The sequence below is a fragment of the Acinetobacter sp. TW_SC_4 genome (genome assembly GCF_054861205.1).
Genome location: NZ_CM142174.1, coordinates 1,692,938 through 1,708,543, shown reverse-complemented (window position 1 = coordinate 1,708,543; position 15,606 = coordinate 1,692,938). Strand labels below are relative to the sequence as shown.

Annotated in this window: 15 protein-coding genes; 6 read left to right on the top strand and 9 right to left on the bottom strand. The window is 43.0% G+C overall.

Features of this window, described 5'->3' with window-relative positions:
• Positions 1–180: 180 nt before the first annotated feature.
• Positions 181–834, bottom strand: a complete 654-nt coding sequence (locus ACWM1W_RS08165) for an A1S_1983 family putative colistin resistance protein (RefSeq protein ID WP_005235883.1) — start codon at positions 832–834, stop codon at positions 181–183.
• 99 nt (positions 835–933) lie between these two features.
• Here ACWM1W_RS08165 and ispF point away from each other — a divergent pair, with 99 nt between their 5' ends.
• On the top strand, positions 934–1,422 hold the full coding sequence (ispF, locus tag ACWM1W_RS08160; RefSeq protein ID WP_005235881.1) for a 2-C-methyl-D-erythritol 2,4-cyclodiphosphate synthase: 489 nt from the start codon (positions 934–936) through the stop codon (positions 1,420–1,422).
• Positions 1,423–1,424: 2 nt separating this feature from the next.
• Here ispF and ACWM1W_RS08155 read toward each other — a convergent pair whose 3' ends face one another.
• The 3 genes from ACWM1W_RS08155 to ACWM1W_RS08145 form a co-directional block, all read right to left on the bottom strand.
• Entirely contained in the window at positions 1,425–1,949 is a 525-nt protein-coding gene (locus ACWM1W_RS08155; RefSeq protein WP_375725501.1) for a protein tyrosine phosphatase family protein, read from the bottom strand.
• Between the two features lie 64 nt (positions 1,950–2,013).
• On the bottom strand, positions 2,014–3,105 hold the full coding sequence (locus tag ACWM1W_RS08150; RefSeq protein WP_122959132.1) for a 3-deoxy-7-phosphoheptulonate synthase: 1,092 nt from the start codon (positions 3,103–3,105) through the stop codon (positions 2,014–2,016).
• Positions 3,106–3,232: 127 nt separating this feature from the next.
• Positions 3,233–4,123 carry a sulfite exporter TauE/SafE family protein gene (locus ACWM1W_RS08145; protein WP_262735755.1) on the bottom strand — a complete coding sequence of 297 codons (891 nt, stop codon included), beginning with the start codon at positions 4,121–4,123 and terminating at the stop codon, positions 3,233–3,235.
• Positions 4,124–4,530: 407 nt separating this feature from the next.
• On the opposite strand from ACWM1W_RS08145, the gene lpxB reads away from it, so the two are divergent.
• The gene (lpxB, locus tag ACWM1W_RS08140) at positions 4,531–5,703 is read left to right on the top strand and encodes a lipid-A-disaccharide synthase (protein ID WP_375725500.1); all 1,173 of its coding nucleotides are present in this window, start codon (positions 4,531–4,533) and stop codon (positions 5,701–5,703) included.
• On the opposite strand, the gene ACWM1W_RS08135 is transcribed toward lpxB, so the two are convergent.
• Entirely contained in the window at positions 5,692–6,642 is a 951-nt protein-coding gene (locus ACWM1W_RS08135; protein WP_262735757.1) for an AraC family transcriptional regulator, read from the bottom strand. The genes lpxB and ACWM1W_RS08135 overlap by 12 nt on opposite strands.
• A 188-nt stretch (positions 6,643–6,830) precedes the next feature.
• Between ACWM1W_RS08135 and ACWM1W_RS08130 the strand changes: the two genes are divergently transcribed.
• The gene (locus ACWM1W_RS08130) at positions 6,831–8,045 is read left to right on the top strand and encodes an alkane 1-monooxygenase (RefSeq protein ID WP_375725499.1); all 1,215 of its coding nucleotides are present in this window, start codon (positions 6,831–6,833) and stop codon (positions 8,043–8,045) included.
• A gap of 54 nt (positions 8,046–8,099) precedes the next feature.
• On the opposite strand, the gene ACWM1W_RS08125 is transcribed toward ACWM1W_RS08130, so the two are convergent.
• Positions 8,100–9,923: an acyl-CoA dehydrogenase gene (locus tag ACWM1W_RS08125; RefSeq protein ID WP_375725510.1), complete on the bottom strand. Its 1,824-nt coding sequence runs from the start codon at positions 9,921–9,923 to the stop codon at positions 8,100–8,102.
• Between the two features lie 78 nt (positions 9,924–10,001).
• On the opposite strand from ACWM1W_RS08125, the gene ACWM1W_RS08120 reads away from it, so the two are divergent.
• A complete protein-coding gene (locus tag ACWM1W_RS08120; RefSeq protein ID WP_034171369.1) occupies positions 10,002–10,982 on the top strand; it encodes a GlxA family transcriptional regulator in 981 nt (326 codons plus the stop codon).
• Between the two features lie 45 nt (positions 10,983–11,027).
• Here ACWM1W_RS08120 and ACWM1W_RS08115 read toward each other — a convergent pair whose 3' ends face one another.
• The 3 genes from ACWM1W_RS08115 to ACWM1W_RS08105 form a co-directional block, all read right to left on the bottom strand.
• Positions 11,028–11,171 carry a hypothetical protein gene (locus tag ACWM1W_RS08115; protein ID WP_161792067.1) on the bottom strand — a complete coding sequence of 48 codons (144 nt, stop codon included), beginning with the start codon at positions 11,169–11,171 and terminating at the stop codon, positions 11,028–11,030.
• 85 nt (positions 11,172–11,256) lie between these two features.
• Positions 11,257–12,456, bottom strand: coding sequence for an MFS transporter (locus ACWM1W_RS08110; RefSeq protein WP_034171368.1), 1,200 nt, complete (start codon positions 12,454–12,456; stop codon positions 11,257–11,259).
• The gene (locus tag ACWM1W_RS08105) at positions 12,453–12,896 is read right to left on the bottom strand and encodes a MarR family winged helix-turn-helix transcriptional regulator (protein WP_004785531.1); all 444 of its coding nucleotides are present in this window, start codon (positions 12,894–12,896) and stop codon (positions 12,453–12,455) included. Before ACWM1W_RS08105 ends, ACWM1W_RS08110 begins: the two co-directional genes overlap by 4 nt.
• 260 nt (positions 12,897–13,156) lie before the next feature.
• Here ACWM1W_RS08105 and ACWM1W_RS08100 point away from each other — a divergent pair, with 260 nt between their 5' ends.
• Positions 13,157–14,602, top strand: coding sequence for a cytochrome ubiquinol oxidase subunit I (locus ACWM1W_RS08100; protein ID WP_005235865.1), 1,446 nt, complete (start codon positions 13,157–13,159; stop codon positions 14,600–14,602).
• Positions 14,599–15,603 (top strand): cytochrome d ubiquinol oxidase subunit II, encoded by a 1,005-nt coding sequence (gene cydB, locus ACWM1W_RS08095; protein WP_375725498.1) that lies wholly within the window; start codon positions 14,599–14,601, stop codon positions 15,601–15,603. Before ACWM1W_RS08100 ends, cydB begins: the two co-directional genes overlap by 4 nt.
• The last annotated feature ends 3 nt before the right edge of the window (positions 15,604–15,606 follow it).

Below are 15,606 nucleotides of genomic sequence, written 5' to 3'. Positions count from 1 at the left end.
GCGGGCTATTTTAAAGCTCAAAAAATAATTGTTTATTCATTAAGCTCCTTCTACCTGAGGAACAAGAATAAGGTGACGTGAATCTTTATAAAAACCTCTCCTATAAGGAGAGGGAGTTTTTAGTTTAAATTTTTAAATATATATTTAGGACATTGATAGATAAAAATAAAGGTCAGCTGTTTAATCATATAAACGATAAATACCACTAAAGCGCTCGCAGCCTTTTTGTTCAGTACTGACCGTCAAGATTGCCTTGCTATAATTAAAGTTATATTTGCAGTCATGCTCATTATCCGTAATCTGGCTTTTAGTTTCCGTCGTGGTATAAGCCAGAAAAGGAATGGTCTGGGTTTCTGCACGATTATTCGGATTACGGTAGGCGACCCCTTCAATCTTGATGCGGTCTTTCGTCAGCTGATGAATCTTGAGATGAATCGGCTGTTTGGCCATTTGGCCCTGTTCAAACTTCAGATAGTGCTGAGTCAGGCTCTGATTCAAAGAAATATAAATATTGAGGTCATCCAGACGCTGGTCAAATTGCTGTTTAAAGCAGTCCAGCGTTTTACATTGCTGTAAGCGTGTGCTCCATAGTTGCTGGGTATCTTGCAACAAGCGAACAGGTGCATCTGTAATCAGAAAAGCGGTAAAATATTGATCTGTCAGTTTTTCACGCGGTTCAGCTAGAGAGGCTGAGCAGATCTTTTTCATGGCTGCGTTATTGTTATGATGACTGCTACAGTCCAGCGATTCAGCATGAATGCTGCTAGCAAAAAGGCCTGTCCCGAGTAAAAGTCCCATTATTTTCATCATATTTATATCAGTTTTCAGTAGCATGATCGCTTATACTTTCACTGTGTTACGCTAGGTCTAACTATAGCGAAATAGAAACGTCGTGTACAAGATTTCAATCAGTTATTTCTAAAGGATATAAAAGTGATTGCACAAATTCGTATTGGTCAGGGACTGGATGTACATGCATTTGAAGAAGGTGATTTTGTCACTCTGGCAGGTATTCAGATTCCACATACGCATGGCTTGAAAGCACACTCTGATGGTGATGTAGTTTTACATGCACTTTGTGATGCTTTATTAGGTGCCTTAGCACTGGGCGATATTGGTCAACATTTTCCGGATACCGATCCGCAGTTTAAGGGTGCGGACAGCAAGGTCTTGTTAAAGCATGTCTATCAGCTAATTCTGGATCGTGGTTATCGCCTGAATAATGCCGATATTACGGTGGCCTGTGAACGTCCAAAGCTGGCTAAACATAATCTGGAAATGCGTCAGAGCATTGCCGATGTACTGGATGTGGATGTGACTCAAATCAGTATTAAAGCCACAACCACTGAAAAATTAGGATTTACTGGCCGTCAGGAAGGTATTATGTCTATGGCAACTGTTCTAATCATCCACTACAAATAACATCAACCGAAGTTATTGGGATGAATCAGGGATAATTCCAGTTCATGTGTTGCTTTACGGCCTTGCAGCTGTAGGGCAACCGCATGAATTAAACCGGTCCAGGTTTCATTCGGTTCCCAGAGCTGATGCAGATATTCCTGCGCAGTCGGCATATCCATATTCATATAGTATTGACGGTATAGATATATCAGGCAGCTGACATGATAATTCTGCGTACAATGTACCCAGACCATTTGTTCTTTGACCAGATAATCAATCAGATCCAGTACCAGTAGGCACTGACTATCTGAGGGAGTTTCCCAAGAGATGGGCAATTGGATATAGTTCAAGCCAAGATCAAGACAAATTTTATCTTCATGTAACAGATGATGATCGCTATCTGTTAATGCCACATTGATTACGGTAGAGACGCCGTATTCTTTAATCAACCTCAGTTGTTCAGTTGTCGGCTGACCAGAGCTGAACAGATGGTCATAGATGAACTGAAAATTTTCAATTTGACTTAATGCAGTTTCAATTTCATTCATCAGATAAAATTTTCCTTGTTCAGAAATGAAAACGCCATCTTGTCGATGGCGTTTGTCAGTTCGTTTAACGATTAGGTAAAACGTCCTTCAATGCCTCATGCATGTCAAGCAACACTTTTTCTGTGGTCTCCCAATCGATACAGCCATCAGTTACTGATTTTCCATATTCCAGATCACAAAGATTGGCAGGAATATCCTGACGGCCACCTTTCAGGTGACTTTCTACCATAATACCAACAATTGACTTGTTTCCATCAAGAATTTGTTCAGTAATATTTTTTAAGACAAGCGGTTGTAAGTACGGGTCTTTATTCGAGTTTGCGTGGCTGGCATCAATCATGATTTTGCCGCTGACTTTGGCTTTCGCAAGAGTTGCTTCAGCATCTGCAACTGAACCTGCATCGTAGTTAGGTTTACCATTACCACCACGTAGAACCACGTGTGCATATGGGTTACCTGAAGTACGAATCACCGCAACCTGACCTTGATCGTTAAGGCCCAAGAAGCTGTGACCATGTTTAACAGATTGCATTGCATTGGTCGCAACAGTTAAGCCGCCGTCTGTACCATTTTTGAAGCCGACTGGTGAAGACAGGCCAGAAGACATTTCACGGTGAGTTTGGCTCTCGGTAGTACGTGCACCGATCGCTGACCATGAAATTAGATCTTGATAGTACTGTGGAGAGTTTGGATCCAGTGCTTCTGTCGCACATGGCAGGCCAAGTTCATTCAGCTCCAGTAACAGTTTACGACCGATACGCAGACCTTTCTCAATATTGAAAGAGTCATTCATATCAGGGTCATTGATCAGACCTTTCCAGCCTACAGTTGTACGCGGTTTTTCAAAATAAACACGCATTACGATATACAGGCTATCTTTTACTTTTTCGCTTAAAGCTTTTAAACGTTCAGCATATTCATGCGCAGCCGCTGGATCATGAATTGAACATGGACCAATCACTACAAAAATACGCTTATCCTTGCCATCCAGGATATTACGAATCGTTTCACGACCATGCAGTACGGTTTGATAAGCAGTTTCAGTCAAAGGTAACTCTGCTTTCAACTGAGCAGGTGTTACCAAAGGAATCATGCTTTGGATATTCACGTCATCAATATCTGATGCTGAAATAGGTTTTGACTGTAGTGTATTCATTGCCGTCACTGGTTTGATCATACAAAAGGTTGTTTAATAGCCTGAATATAACATGAATAATGCGTCACTTTGTTATAAAAAAGATGAATACTTCTTTGAAAAAAAAGTGATGAATCCATGATTTAGTTTAAACAGCAGCTGTTTTTTCTACTGCTGTTACCAATTCAGGTTGGGCGGGTTGTGCCGGTTTTGACTTGACTGGATTCACAATGAAATTCACGCCAAGACAGAACAGGGTAATCCCAAGAATTTTACGGATAATTTTCTCTGGCATACGTGAACTGATCAGTGTACCAATCACAATTGCTGGAATAGAACCGCAAAGTAACCAGCCTAATAAAGTAAAGTCTACATTACCAGCACTCATATGGCCCAGACCTGCGACTAAAGTTAGAAGTACTGCATGTACTACATCCGAACCGATAATGCGGATCATGGGTAAATTCGGAAACATGAGGATCAGGGCCATAATACCGAAAGCACCGGCACCGACAGATGACAGGGTCACAAACACGCCCAGTACAATCCCCATGATCACGATCAAGACACGTTTATTACCAGATTTAAAGTCAACTTTGTCCAGATCCTGAGTCATGTCAGGCAGTTCTTGTTTGCGGTATTTATTAAAAAACTTTTCAATAGAATTGCGGAATATAATAGATGCCCCGGTAAGGGTCAGCATAAAGCCTAATACCATGGTCAGCGTTGCTTTATAATGTGTCGATTGACTGAGGTAATTCTCTAGTACCCAATGGGTCGCAAATGAGGCAGGGATACTACCGATGGCCAGCCAGATCACAATAGGCCAGACAATATTCATTTTTTTGGCATGAACCAATGAACCACAAAATTTAGAAATTGCGGCATAAAGAAGGTCTGTACCAATCGCGATATGCGGTTCAACCCGAAGCAGTGTAATCAGGATTGGGGTCATCAACGAACCGCCACCGACACCGGTAATCCCGACACAGAAACCAACCAATACACCTGCTAAAATAAATTCAATCGGACCAAACATGCGTATATGCCAAAATCAAAAAACGAGCATATCTTATGACTTTTAAATATAAGTCGTTGTCTTGATTATTGATTTGCTTATTCTAAAAAGAGATAAAGACTGTAAAATTTAAAGTAATTCATCCTGATTTATATTTTAATTTGAATCATCTAGCACACCTTTCTATTGCTAAGTACGAAAATTGATAAAGATTCTGCAAAATGCCTTTTGATTTATTTGTTTAAAGATCAGCCGCTTTAAATTTATTTTAATTTTTAAGCTGGGCTAAGGCGCGAGCGTTGTACAGCTTCCAGAGTTTTATTATTTGGGATAGCCACGATTTGTGAGTTCAACACTTAGGCATGCTCAAATCACGCTTTATGATAGAATCTGAACGGAATTAATTTGTCTCATTCGAGGGAATACACTTGCAAAATCGGAAACTTAAAATCGGAATCGTGGTGGGAGAAGTATCTGGAGATACGCTTGGTGCGAAGCTCATCCGTAGTTTTCGAGAGCAGGGTATTGATGCAGAGTTTGAAGGGATCGGCGGTCCACAAATGCTGGCGGAAGGCTTCAAGAGCTACTATCCAATGGATATTCTCTCGGTCATGGGCATTGTTGAAGTCCTGAAAGATATTAAAAAACTGTTTGCAGTTCGTGATGGTCTGGTCGAGACCTGGACGAAAGATCCAGTCGATGTGTTTATCGGTATTGATGCGCCTGATTTTAATTTGCGACTTTCCAAAACCCTGAAGCAAAAACAGTTACCCATTAAGACCGTGCAATATGTCAGTCCTTCGGTCTGGGCATGGCGTCAGGGCCGGGTACATGGCATCAAGGCCAGTATTGATCTGGTGCTGTGCCTATTTCCATTTGAAAAAGCATTTTTCAAGAAATGGGATGTTCCGGCTGCCTTTGTCGGTCATCCATTGGCAAGCCAGTTACCCCTCAACAATGATCTGGCTGAAGCACAGGCAGAACTGGGTTTGGATCCTACGCAAAAGTATATTGCACTGCTGCCAGGAAGCCGCCGTGGTGAAATTGAACGTTTAGGACCATTAGTACTGGATGCAGCCAAAATTCTGCATCAGAAATACCCGGATTATACGTTTTTGATTCCTGCCATTAATGAGATGCGCAAACAGCAAATTGAAAACTTGCTGGCACGATATCCGGACAGTTTAAAAGTGCATATCCGCCTGATGGAAAATACCAGTAGCGAGTCAAAAATTGGCCGACAGGTGATGAATGCGTCCAATATCATTGCGCTGGCTTCAGGTACTGCGACACTGGAAGCCATGTTATTGCATCGTCCGATGGTAACCTTTTATAAATTGCACTGGCTGACTTACCAGATTGCCAAATTACTGGTCAAAATTCCTTATTTCTCATTGCCAAATATTATCGCTGGCAAAAAAGTCATTCAGGAATTAATTCAGTCTGAAGCAACGCCTGAAAATCTGGCTGCTGAAATTGAAAAATTGATGGATATTGAAGCAGCTCAAATTCAAGTGATGCAGCATCTCACCATGCATAAGCAGCTGCTTTCCGGCAATAGTGAAGATCCTGTCAAAGCGGTACTAGACTTAGTCCAATAAAGGCGTCTTGTTTTTCTGACAGGCAATACGATATTGGGTCGGGGTTAGTTCAAACTGTTTTTTAAAGCTTTGACTAAACGCCGTTTCCGAAGAATAGCCCACCAGATAGGCGATCTGCTGAATACTAAATCCGCTATTTCTGAGATATTGTGCTGCCAGTCGAAGTCGATGCTGTTGCAGATAAGCTAATGGCGGCTCACAAACAATCTGGGTAAACAGCTGGGCAAATTTGGAACGCGACATATGGCATTGTTCAGCCAAACTTTCTACAGTCCAAGGCTGTTCTGGTTTGCCATGAATCGCTGCCAAGGCATTGGATAGTTCAGGATGCGAAAGGGCATTTAGCCAGCTTGAGGCATTTTCCAGATTTAAAATATAATCTCGTACGCATTCAATCAGTAAAATACTGACCAGATGATCCAGAATCTTGTCCCGTCCAGGACGAAGTTGTTGGGTTTCTAGCGCCAGAAATTGCAAACCGACCTGTAACCATTCTGGTGCTGTATCTCCCAGAATATGCTGGATGTGCAGAAATTTGGGTAAAGCACTCAATAGCGGTTTCGCCATCTGGATATCCAGATTGGAACGAATCGCCAAAATAAAACTACGTTCTGCTGAATGGGTGATATTGAGATCCACACATTGCTGTGCATGAGTCTGAAAATAAGAATTGATCGAATGATGTTCAGAAAAATCTGCATTACCGGGACTAGAAATCCGATGGGCAGAACCTGCAGGCAATAACACCAGATCACCTTGTTGCAGCTCAAGCAAATCACCATCTTTAAATATTAATTGCGCTTGACCTTGCAATAACACATAAGCCAGCATGGAAGGTTCATACCGATAATCAAACCCGCCTGGATGAAACACATTGAGATAGAGATATTCTGATTTTTCCAGATGAATATCATCAAAAATTTTACTTAAAGCATCCATGCCTGACTCTATTCTTTTGTTTTAATTCATTTAATTAAATTTAAATAGCCCAGTCTTGTGATTTAAGGCCAAGTTTTGGCCTATTGCGCCAAAGACGCTGACATAGTTTTTCTGGACGTTCAATACTGTTCGCTAATGCTGAAATATTCAACTATATGTGCAGAGTAACATAAAAAAGGAGGGTCGTAATGAATGCCCCTGCACAAATTAGCAAAGCTCAGTTCACGCAGGATGTGTCAGCGCTGAAAGGTTTACAACTGGATAAAAAACGTTTTGGCTGGCTGCTCAGTCCCAGTTTGCCTGTGATCGGTATGGGAATTCTGGCTGGCTATCATTTTGGTCCCAAAGCCACTAAAAAAGTCTTTGCGATGGGTGGACCTTTATTATTTCATGTGATTATCCCGACTCTGGATGCTTTAATTGGTGATGATGCCAATAATCCAAATGATGAGCAGATTCAGGCATTGGTCAGAGATCCTTATTATGACCAGATTGTGAAGATGTTTATTCCTTTGCAAATGGCTGCCAATGCTTTTGCAGGCTATGTAGTATCCCGCCCAAATGTTTCTCTGGTCGATCAGGTTCTACTTGGCGTATCTATGGGGGCGATCAATGGAATCGGCGTGAATACTGCGCACGAGCTGAGCCATCGTTCTCAGAAAAAAGACCATTACTGGTCGCATGCCAGCCTGATGCCACTGGCCTATAACCATTTCCGGATTGAGCATCCTTATGGACATCATAAAAGGGTGGCGACGCCAGAAGACCCGGCATCTTTGAAAATGGGTGAATCTTTCTACCGTTTCTGGCCACGTACCGTATTGGGTGGCTTGAAATCAGCAATTCAGATAGAAAAAAGACGTTTGGAACGTAAAGGCTTAAAATTCTTTAGTCAGGAGAATGAACTGTTTCATGGCTGGGCCATGAGTGCAGGCTATCATGCCTTGATGTTGAAAACGTATGGCAAGAAAATTATTCCTTATACGCTGACCCAAGCCTTCTATGGCATCAGCCTGTTTGAGATCGTGAATTATATCGAGCATTATGGATTGAAACGCGGGCAAAAAATGGATGGTACCTATGAGCGAACCTTGCCCGAGCATAGCTGGAACAATAACAACATCGTGACTAATCTGTTCCTGTACCAGTTACAACGCCATTCGGATCATCATGCCTATCCAAGTCGGCCATTTCAGGCATTGCGACATTTTGATGAAGCGCCAGAATTACCAAGTGGTTATGCTACCATGCTGATTCCAGCACTGATTCCACCATTTTGGTACAAGATGATGGATCAACGTGTGTATCAGCATTATCAAGGCGATCTGACTAAAGCGAATATTCTGCCTTCGAAGCGTGCCAAGCTGCTTAAGAAATTTGGTCTAAAAGACGCTGCGGCTTGATGATGTAAATCAATAAAAATGCGCCATTCGAGGCGCATTTTTATTGATTTTTAATTAGAACCAGTCACTTTGCATATTTAGACAGGTGTCATCGAAGTTCATCAGTAATTTAGCCTGATGTTCAATTTCAGGCAGTTCCCACTGAATAAAATATTGAGCTGCCTGAATTTTACCTGCCAGAAAAGCTTGATCTTCCTGTTGAGAAGATGTGCCAAAGTTAAGTTGAGCCTGATTAGCCATTTCCAGCCACAACCACGCAATAATAGTTTTGCCCATCATATCCAGATATAGGCCAGAATTGGCCAAAGCTTCACTAACGTTGCCTTGATGCAGAGCCTGACCTAAAACCTGAGTGGTCTTTTGCACAGTGGCAAGATGCTGTTTATAGACATCTGCCAGTTCTGTTAACTTACTATCCTGAATCTCAGACAAGGTTTTCTGGATGCGTTGCATAAGCAGGGTCAGACCTTTGCCATTATGCTGCCAGAGTTTACGACCTAGTAGATCCAGAGACTGAATCCCATAGGTGCCTTCATGAATCGGATTAAGGCGGTTATCACGATAGCATTGCTCAACCGGATATTCACGCGTATAGCCCGCACCACCCAAGACCTGAATCGCCAGATCATTGGCTTTAGGACCATAGGCAGAAGGGAAGGACTTGACCACGGGTGTAATGAGATCCAGCAAAATGGCACTATCTTCATCTTGTGCAGCCTGATGTTCATCAATTAAGCGGGCTGCAAATAAGCACAGCGCCAAAGCACCTTCAACATAAGACTTTTGTGCCAATAACATGCGTTTGACATCAGTATGCTCAATGATATTCACGGGCTTGGCACCAGGTGTTTTTTCATGAACCAGCCGGCCTTGAGGACGGTTTTTGGCATAGTCCAGAGATTCCAGATAACCACGATAACCAATCATGGCTGCACCGAGACCAACACCGACACGTGCTTCATTCATCATCTTGAACATGTATTTTAAACCATGCCCCGCTTCACCAATTAAATAGCCTAAGCAATTGTCATTTTCCCCAAAGCTTAGCACTGTTGAAGTAGTGCCGCGATAGCCCATTTTGTGTAGCAGGCCAGCCAGCTGGACATCATTGGATTCACCTAAAGTGCCATCTGTATTGGTTTTGAGTTTCGGCACGATGAATAAGGAAATACCTTTTACGCCTTGTGGTGCATCTTGGATACGAGCTAGAACCAGATGCACAATATTTTCAGTAATGTCCTGATCACCACCAGAAATAAACATTTTCTGGCCTTTAATTTTATAGCTTCCATCTGCCTGAGAAATCGCTTTAGTGGTTAGATCTCCCAAAGAGGAACCTACATTCGGCTCGGTCATCGCCATAGTCCCGGCAAAGCGGCCACTGAGCATATGCGGCAAGAACATTTGTTTTTGTTCTGAAGAAGCAAAGGCCTGAATCAGATTTGCTGCAGCGGCTGTCAGAAAAGAGTAGGCAACAGTCGAAGGATTCGCCGACATGAAATAGGCATTGCAGGCCATATTCACCAAAGTCGGCAATTGCATGCCGCCGTCTGCGTAATCATGCTGGGCGCAGAGTAGGCCAGCATCAGCAAATTGTTGCCATGCTATTTTCACTTCATCAATGGTCTTCACCTGTTTGCCATCAAAGCTCGGTTCGTGATGATCAGCCTTGGCATTATGCGGCGCAAAATAATCGGTCGCGATGCCTTTTGCCGTTTCCAGAATGCTATCAAAGGTATTTTTGTCATGATCCTGATAACGTTCCAGGTCAGTTAAGGCTTCGAGTTTGAAAACATCATAAAGCAGAAAATTGAGGTCTTTATCATTAATCAGCTGAGTCACAGTACGATCCTGAATATACAATCCTTGAGATAGCATCAAGACTAGCAGTTGCATTTATCAAGGAGGATTGTCAATAATGACATGAAACGGGTGAAAAACGACAAATAGAAAAATATGCAACAGGTAGTGATTTTAGGTTTTGATGGTGCTTTAGCTTCGGCTATTACGGGTGTCGTCGATTTATTTGCTATGGCGGGCGTCAGCTGGAACCGGATTCAGCGGCAGGATGTGCAACGCCTGTTTAAAGTCAGGATCGCCAGTCCAGATGGACAGCCAATTCGTTGCATTAATGGTCTGGAATTGCAAGCTCATTGTGCGTATAAAGAGATTCAAACAGCAGATATTCTGGTAGTGCCGACCATTGCCGCACCTATTCAAGAGGTACTGGATGAAAATCCAGGCCTGATTCAGTTTTTAACTTCCGCTCATACACAATCCACCTTAATCGCTGGAAACTGCACCGGGAATTTCTTTCTGGCAGAAGCCGGCATTTTAGATGGACGTGTGGCGACAACGCATTGGGGATTTCAGGACATGTTTCGTGCCCGTTATCCTCAGGTCAAACTCAATGCCGATCTGATGATTAGCCGGGATCAGAATATTTACTGTGCAGGTGGAGGCTTGGCCTGGTTTGACTTAGGCTTGCATCTGATTGAACGTTTCTATGGTTTTGAAGTTGCCATGCAATCTGCCAAATCCTTTGTGATTGATTATCGACGTGATAGTCAATTGTCTTATTCATTAATGAAGATTGGTCAACCTCATCATGATGAACTGGTGCAAAAAGTTCAGGACTGGTTAGAGCAGCATTTTCATGAAGAATTCACTTTGAATGCACTGGCAGAACGTTTTAATGTCACCACTCGTACTTTAATCCGGCATTTTAAGCAGGCGCTAAATATTGCACCGAGCCAGTATCTGCAAGCCATTCGCATTGAAGCAGCACGTAAACGGCTTGAGGAAACTGATCAGGCAATAGATCTGATTATGCAAAATGTCGGTTATCAGGATCCAAGCTCATTTCGGCGTTTATTTTATAAAAAAACAGGGTTAACACCCTTAGAATATCGCCGTCGTTTTAGCCGACGTTTCTAGATTTTGATAAACAGGGAGATTCGAAAGTCTCTCTTAACATACTTATTAGCTAAAGATGTCTTTACGTAAATAATGCGTATAAATAGTTGAGGCGATGCTTTGCAGGAAGCCAGTGAACATGATCCAGTAAATGAAAACTTCACGTTCTAACCATTTTAGTCCGAAGCCTTCAAATCCGATGATGATCAAAAAGGCTGAACTAATTCCCAAAAAATAAGTTGAGATATAAAAAACGGGCTTGATGCCCGTTTAAAAAAGTATTGAATCAACTCGTTTAAGCTTTGACTGAGGTCGATTTAACCTTGCGGCCATGCAGCAGGTAATACCAGATTAGACAGCTAAAGGTAAGCAATGCAGAGAACAGATAAAGCTGACGATAACCCACCTGATCCAGCAGCATGCCGAGGAAATAAGGGCCGAAACCAAGACCTGCATCCAGTGCAATAAAGAAGGTTGAGGTGGCGAGACCCATCCGTTGCAAGGTGGTACTTTTCACAGCAATGGTTTGACACACGGACTGGATATTCCCGAAACCAAAACCTAATAACGCGGCACTCGCCAGTAACATCACAGAGTTTTGTGTCTGACTCAGCATCAGAATACCTACTGCCATAATCACGATTGCAGGGTAGATAATGATATTTTCACCTTTACGGTCCATTAATGGGCCAGTAAAAGGACGCGACAGCAGAATAGCAAAGGCATACATCAGGAAGAAGAAAGAGGCTGCTTCAACCAGATTGATGTTCTTGGCATAGAAGTGGATAAAGGACAGTACGCCTGAATAACAGGTGGCCACCAGCAGGACAATGACAGCAATCGGCAAGGCATTGGGCTCTACATATTGAGCGAGTTTACTGGCAGATTGTGGAACAGAGGAAGTTGATGTACCACTCGCTTTAAGGCGCGGCGGCTGGATAAACAGACCGCAGATCAGGCAGCTGAGCGCAACGATAGTGGTGAAGATAAAAATCACCTGATAATTAAAATTCGTCATCAGCCAAATCCCGACAAAAGGACCAATCGCTGTACCAAGCGTACTGCTCATACTGAAATAACCGATACCTTCACCACGTCGTGTTGCCGGAATGGTTTGCGCAATTACTGTGCCGAGTACGGTAGAGGCCATACCCATCATAAAGCCGTGGATCAGACGAATACCCAATAACACTTCTAGTTTGGCCGGAATCATATAAAGTCCGGAAAATAGCAAAAAGCCGGTCAGGCCAATCACCAGAGTATTTTTCAGCCCTAGACGATTCAGCAATTTCCCAATAAATAAGCGTCCAATTAGCGTTCCGACAATAAACAGACCGGATACCAGACCGGCTTGTGCAGTCGATGCTCCCAGTTCAGCGACCGAGAAACCGACAATCACAATCACCAGCAGGTAAAACACCAGAACAAGCTGGAAATTAACCAGACTGACCAGGACGAAATTAGGGGTCCATAGGCGGGCTTGATCTTGGCTCATTGTGGTGTTTCCTGAGATGAAGGGTGTAATTGCTGAATCAGCTGAACCAAAGTATTTTTACTGCTTTGCAGATCATCTGCGTCAATCTGTTGCAGTAACTGATCTTCAAAAGCATCAATCTGTTTAGAACACAGGTTAAAGGTTTTAACCCCTTGCTCGCTGAGTTTAAATACTTTTTGACGTTTATCTTCGGTTTCGATCTGGCAGATTAAGTCGAGTTCACTTAAATGCTGGATACGTTTGGTTATGCTTGGTTTTGAAACATTTAAATAGCTTGAAATATCAACCAGTGTGCATTGCTGTTGGGATTGAATGGTATAGAGCACTTGCCATAAGGAATAATTAAGTTGGGAGGATAACAAAATAGTATTGATTTCATCACTCATGAGTCGTGCGCAACGCAGCAACAGTGAACGAAATCTGGAAGAGGGTTGAAACATATAGTTAACCTGGCTAACTAAATTGTGCCTAATTTACGCCTCTTTATTCAATTAGACAAGAGGGAAATTTTGAAAATTTTTGCATGGTTAACGTCTTTTTGACTAAGTTATTACAAGTCTTCAACCTGATTAAAAAACAATCAACAAAAGACTACATACTTTTAAGAATGATTCAGCCTAAGCTACCTAAGCACTAGAAAAATCCATCACTTAATAACTGAAGGGCAGATATGCCAAATAACACTACATAGGTGAAGTTTATGACTCTGGGTTTAACTGCATTAGAGTTAGCACGTATACAGTTCGCCTTTACTGTATCTTTTCATATTATCTTTCCTGCAATTTCAATCGGATTGGCAAGTTTTCTGGCTATTCTGGAATGGCGCTGGTTAAAGACTAAAAATCCGATTTTTCAGGATCTGTTCAAGTTTTGGGTCAAAATTTTCGCCGTTGCATTTGGTATGGGCGTCGTATCCGGTGTGGTAATGAGCTATCAGTTCGGAACCAACTGGAGTGAGTTTTCCCGGGTCGCTGGAAGTGTGACCGGACCCTTGCTGGCTTATGAAGTTTTAACTGCGTTCTTTTTAGAAGCCGGATTCCTGGGCATCATGCTCTTTGGCTGGGATCGGGTTGGCCCACGAGCACACTTTTTCTCCACTTTAATGGTCGCAGTCGGCACCTGTATTTCCATGTTCTGGATTTTATCTTCCAATAGCTGGATGCAGACCCCACAAGGTTTTGCGATTGAAAACGGCCTAATCGTCCCGCAGGACTGGGTAGCGATCGTATTTAACCCGTCTTTTCCTTATCGTCTGGCCCATATGGCGATGGCCGCCTTTCTAGTCTCGGCCTTACTTGTAGCCTCAACAGCGGCATGGCATCTGATCAAGGGTCGTCGCGATCCTTTAGTTAAAACTTCATTTTCCATGGCCATGTGGCTGATTCTGGCACTTGCACCTTTACAAATTTTTGTGGGGGATATGCATGGTCTGAATACACTTGAACATCAGCCAGCCAAACTGGCCGCGATGGAAGGCCATTGGGAAACCAATCATGATGAAGGAATGCCTTTATACCTGTTTGGGATTCCAGACATGCAAGCGGAAGAAACCAAATATGCAATTGGTATTCCTAAATTGGGTAGCCTGATTCTGACGCATTCTATGGATGGAAAAGTCACGGGGCTTAAAGATTTTGCGCCTGAAGATCGTCCCAATTCACTGGTCGTGTTCTGGAGTTTCCGGATTATGGTCGGGATGGGTATGTTGATGCTCTTGCTTGCATTATGGGGACTATGGTCACGTACCCGAGGACGTTTTTATGAGTCACGTGGTCTGCATCGTTTTGCACTCATCATGGGTCCATCTGGATTTCTTGCCATGCTGGCAGGATGGTTTACCACAGAAGTCGGCCGTCAGCCTTGGGTTGTCTACGGCATTATGCGGACCAAAGATGCATTATCACCAGTGTCCGCTGAACAGGTCGGTTTGACCTTGATTATCTTTGTGGTGGTGTACTGCGTTGTTTTTGGCGTAGGAATTTTCTACATGTTGCGCCTAATGCATAGAGGTCCAGAATTTATTCATTCCAGACCACACCATGAATCGGATAGCGATGTGGTTCAGGCTTCCCGTCGACCATTGAGCAGTATTCGCGAACGTATTGAAGAGGTTCCTGAACATCCGGATCAGGAGGATAAAAAATGATTGATTTATCATTAATTTGGATTGCGATTATTGGACTGGGTGTACTGGTCTATACTATTCTCGATGGTTTCGATCTGGGCATTGGCATTCTATTTCCATTCTTCCCGCATCAGGATGAACGCGATGTCATGATGAATACGGTCGCTCCGGTCTGGGATGGTAATGAAACTTGGATGGTTCTAGGGGGCGCTGGATTATTTGCTGCCTTTCCATTGGCTTATTCGACGATACTCTCAGCACTGTATATGCCCATTATCCTGATGGTGATCGCCTTGATTTTTCGTGGTGTTGCTTTTGAGTTCCGTTTTAAGGCGAATAAAAGCAAACACTGGTGGGATAAAGCTTTTATAGGTGGATCGATCGTCACCAGTTTCTTGCAAGGAATGATCCTGGGTGCATATATTCAGGGAATTGAAACACGAAATGGTGTCTATGTAGGTGGTGGTCTGGATTGGCTCAGTCCATTTAGTATCTTTACAGGAATCAGTGTCGTGGTGCTATATGCAGCATTAGGCTGTGGATGGCTCATTTATAAAACCGGTGATGATTTACAGGATCGTATGTTTAAACTGATGCCGAAGCTGATTATAGCCTTATTGATTATTCTAGGTGCTGTTAGTGTCTATACGCCGTTGACCCATCCGCAAATTGCGGAGGGCTGGTTCAGCCAGCCTCAATTTACCTACTTTATGCCCGTACCGATCCTGGTCATATTGTTTACCTGGCTGGCCTTACGTGCCTGTAAAAGACGCAGTGAACTAGGTCCATTTTCCTATATGTTAGTGCTGGTATTCCTGGCATATACCGGTTTTCTGATTAGTCTGTGGCCTTATATTATTCCACCATCAGTCACGATCTGGCAGGCAGCGGCACATGAAAATAGTCAGTTATTTGCTTTGATTGGAGCCTTAGTCCTGATTCCGATTATCGTGATTTATACCTGCATGTCCTATTGGGTATTCCGACACAAGGTGCGTGTTGGTGATGATGGTTATCATTAAGGA

Excerpts from the sequence above, each read along its gene's own strand:
- ACWM1W_RS08165 (WP_005235883.1), bottom strand. The coding sequence starts at position 834 with ATGCTACTGAAAACTGATATAAATATGATGAAAATAATGGGACTTTTA.
- ACWM1W_RS08155 (WP_375725501.1), bottom strand. The coding sequence starts at position 1,949 with ATGAATGAAATTGAAACTGCATTAAGTCAAATTGAAAATTTTCAGTTC.
- ACWM1W_RS08150 (WP_122959132.1), bottom strand. The coding sequence starts at position 3,105 with ATGAATACACTACAGTCAAAACCTATTTCAGCATCAGATATTGATGAC.
- ACWM1W_RS08145 (WP_262735755.1), bottom strand. The coding sequence starts at position 4,123 with ATGTTTGGTCCGATTGAATTTATTTTAGCAGGTGTATTGGTTGGTTTC.
- ACWM1W_RS08135 (WP_262735757.1), bottom strand. The coding sequence starts at position 6,642 with ATGGATGCTTTAAGTAAAATTTTTGATGATATTCATCTGGAAAAATCA.
- ACWM1W_RS08130 (WP_375725499.1), top strand. The coding sequence starts at position 6,831 with ATGAATGCCCCTGCACAAATTAGCAAAGCTCAGTTCACGCAGGATGTG.
- ACWM1W_RS08125 (WP_375725510.1), bottom strand. The coding sequence starts at position 9,923 with ATGCTATCTCAAGGATTGTATATTCAGGATCGTACTGTGACTCAGCTG.
- ACWM1W_RS08120 (WP_034171369.1), top strand. The coding sequence starts at position 10,002 with ATGCAACAGGTAGTGATTTTAGGTTTTGATGGTGCTTTAGCTTCGGCT.
- ACWM1W_RS08110 (WP_034171368.1), bottom strand. The coding sequence starts at position 12,456 with ATGAGCCAAGATCAAGCCCGCCTATGGACCCCTAATTTCGTCCTGGTC.
- ACWM1W_RS08105 (WP_004785531.1), bottom strand. The coding sequence starts at position 12,896 with ATGTTTCAACCCTCTTCCAGATTTCGTTCACTGTTGCTGCGTTGCGCA.
- ACWM1W_RS08100 (WP_005235865.1), top strand. The coding sequence starts at position 13,157 with ATGACTCTGGGTTTAACTGCATTAGAGTTAGCACGTATACAGTTCGCC.
- cydB (WP_375725498.1), top strand. The coding sequence starts at position 14,599 with ATGATTGATTTATCATTAATTTGGATTGCGATTATTGGACTGGGTGTA.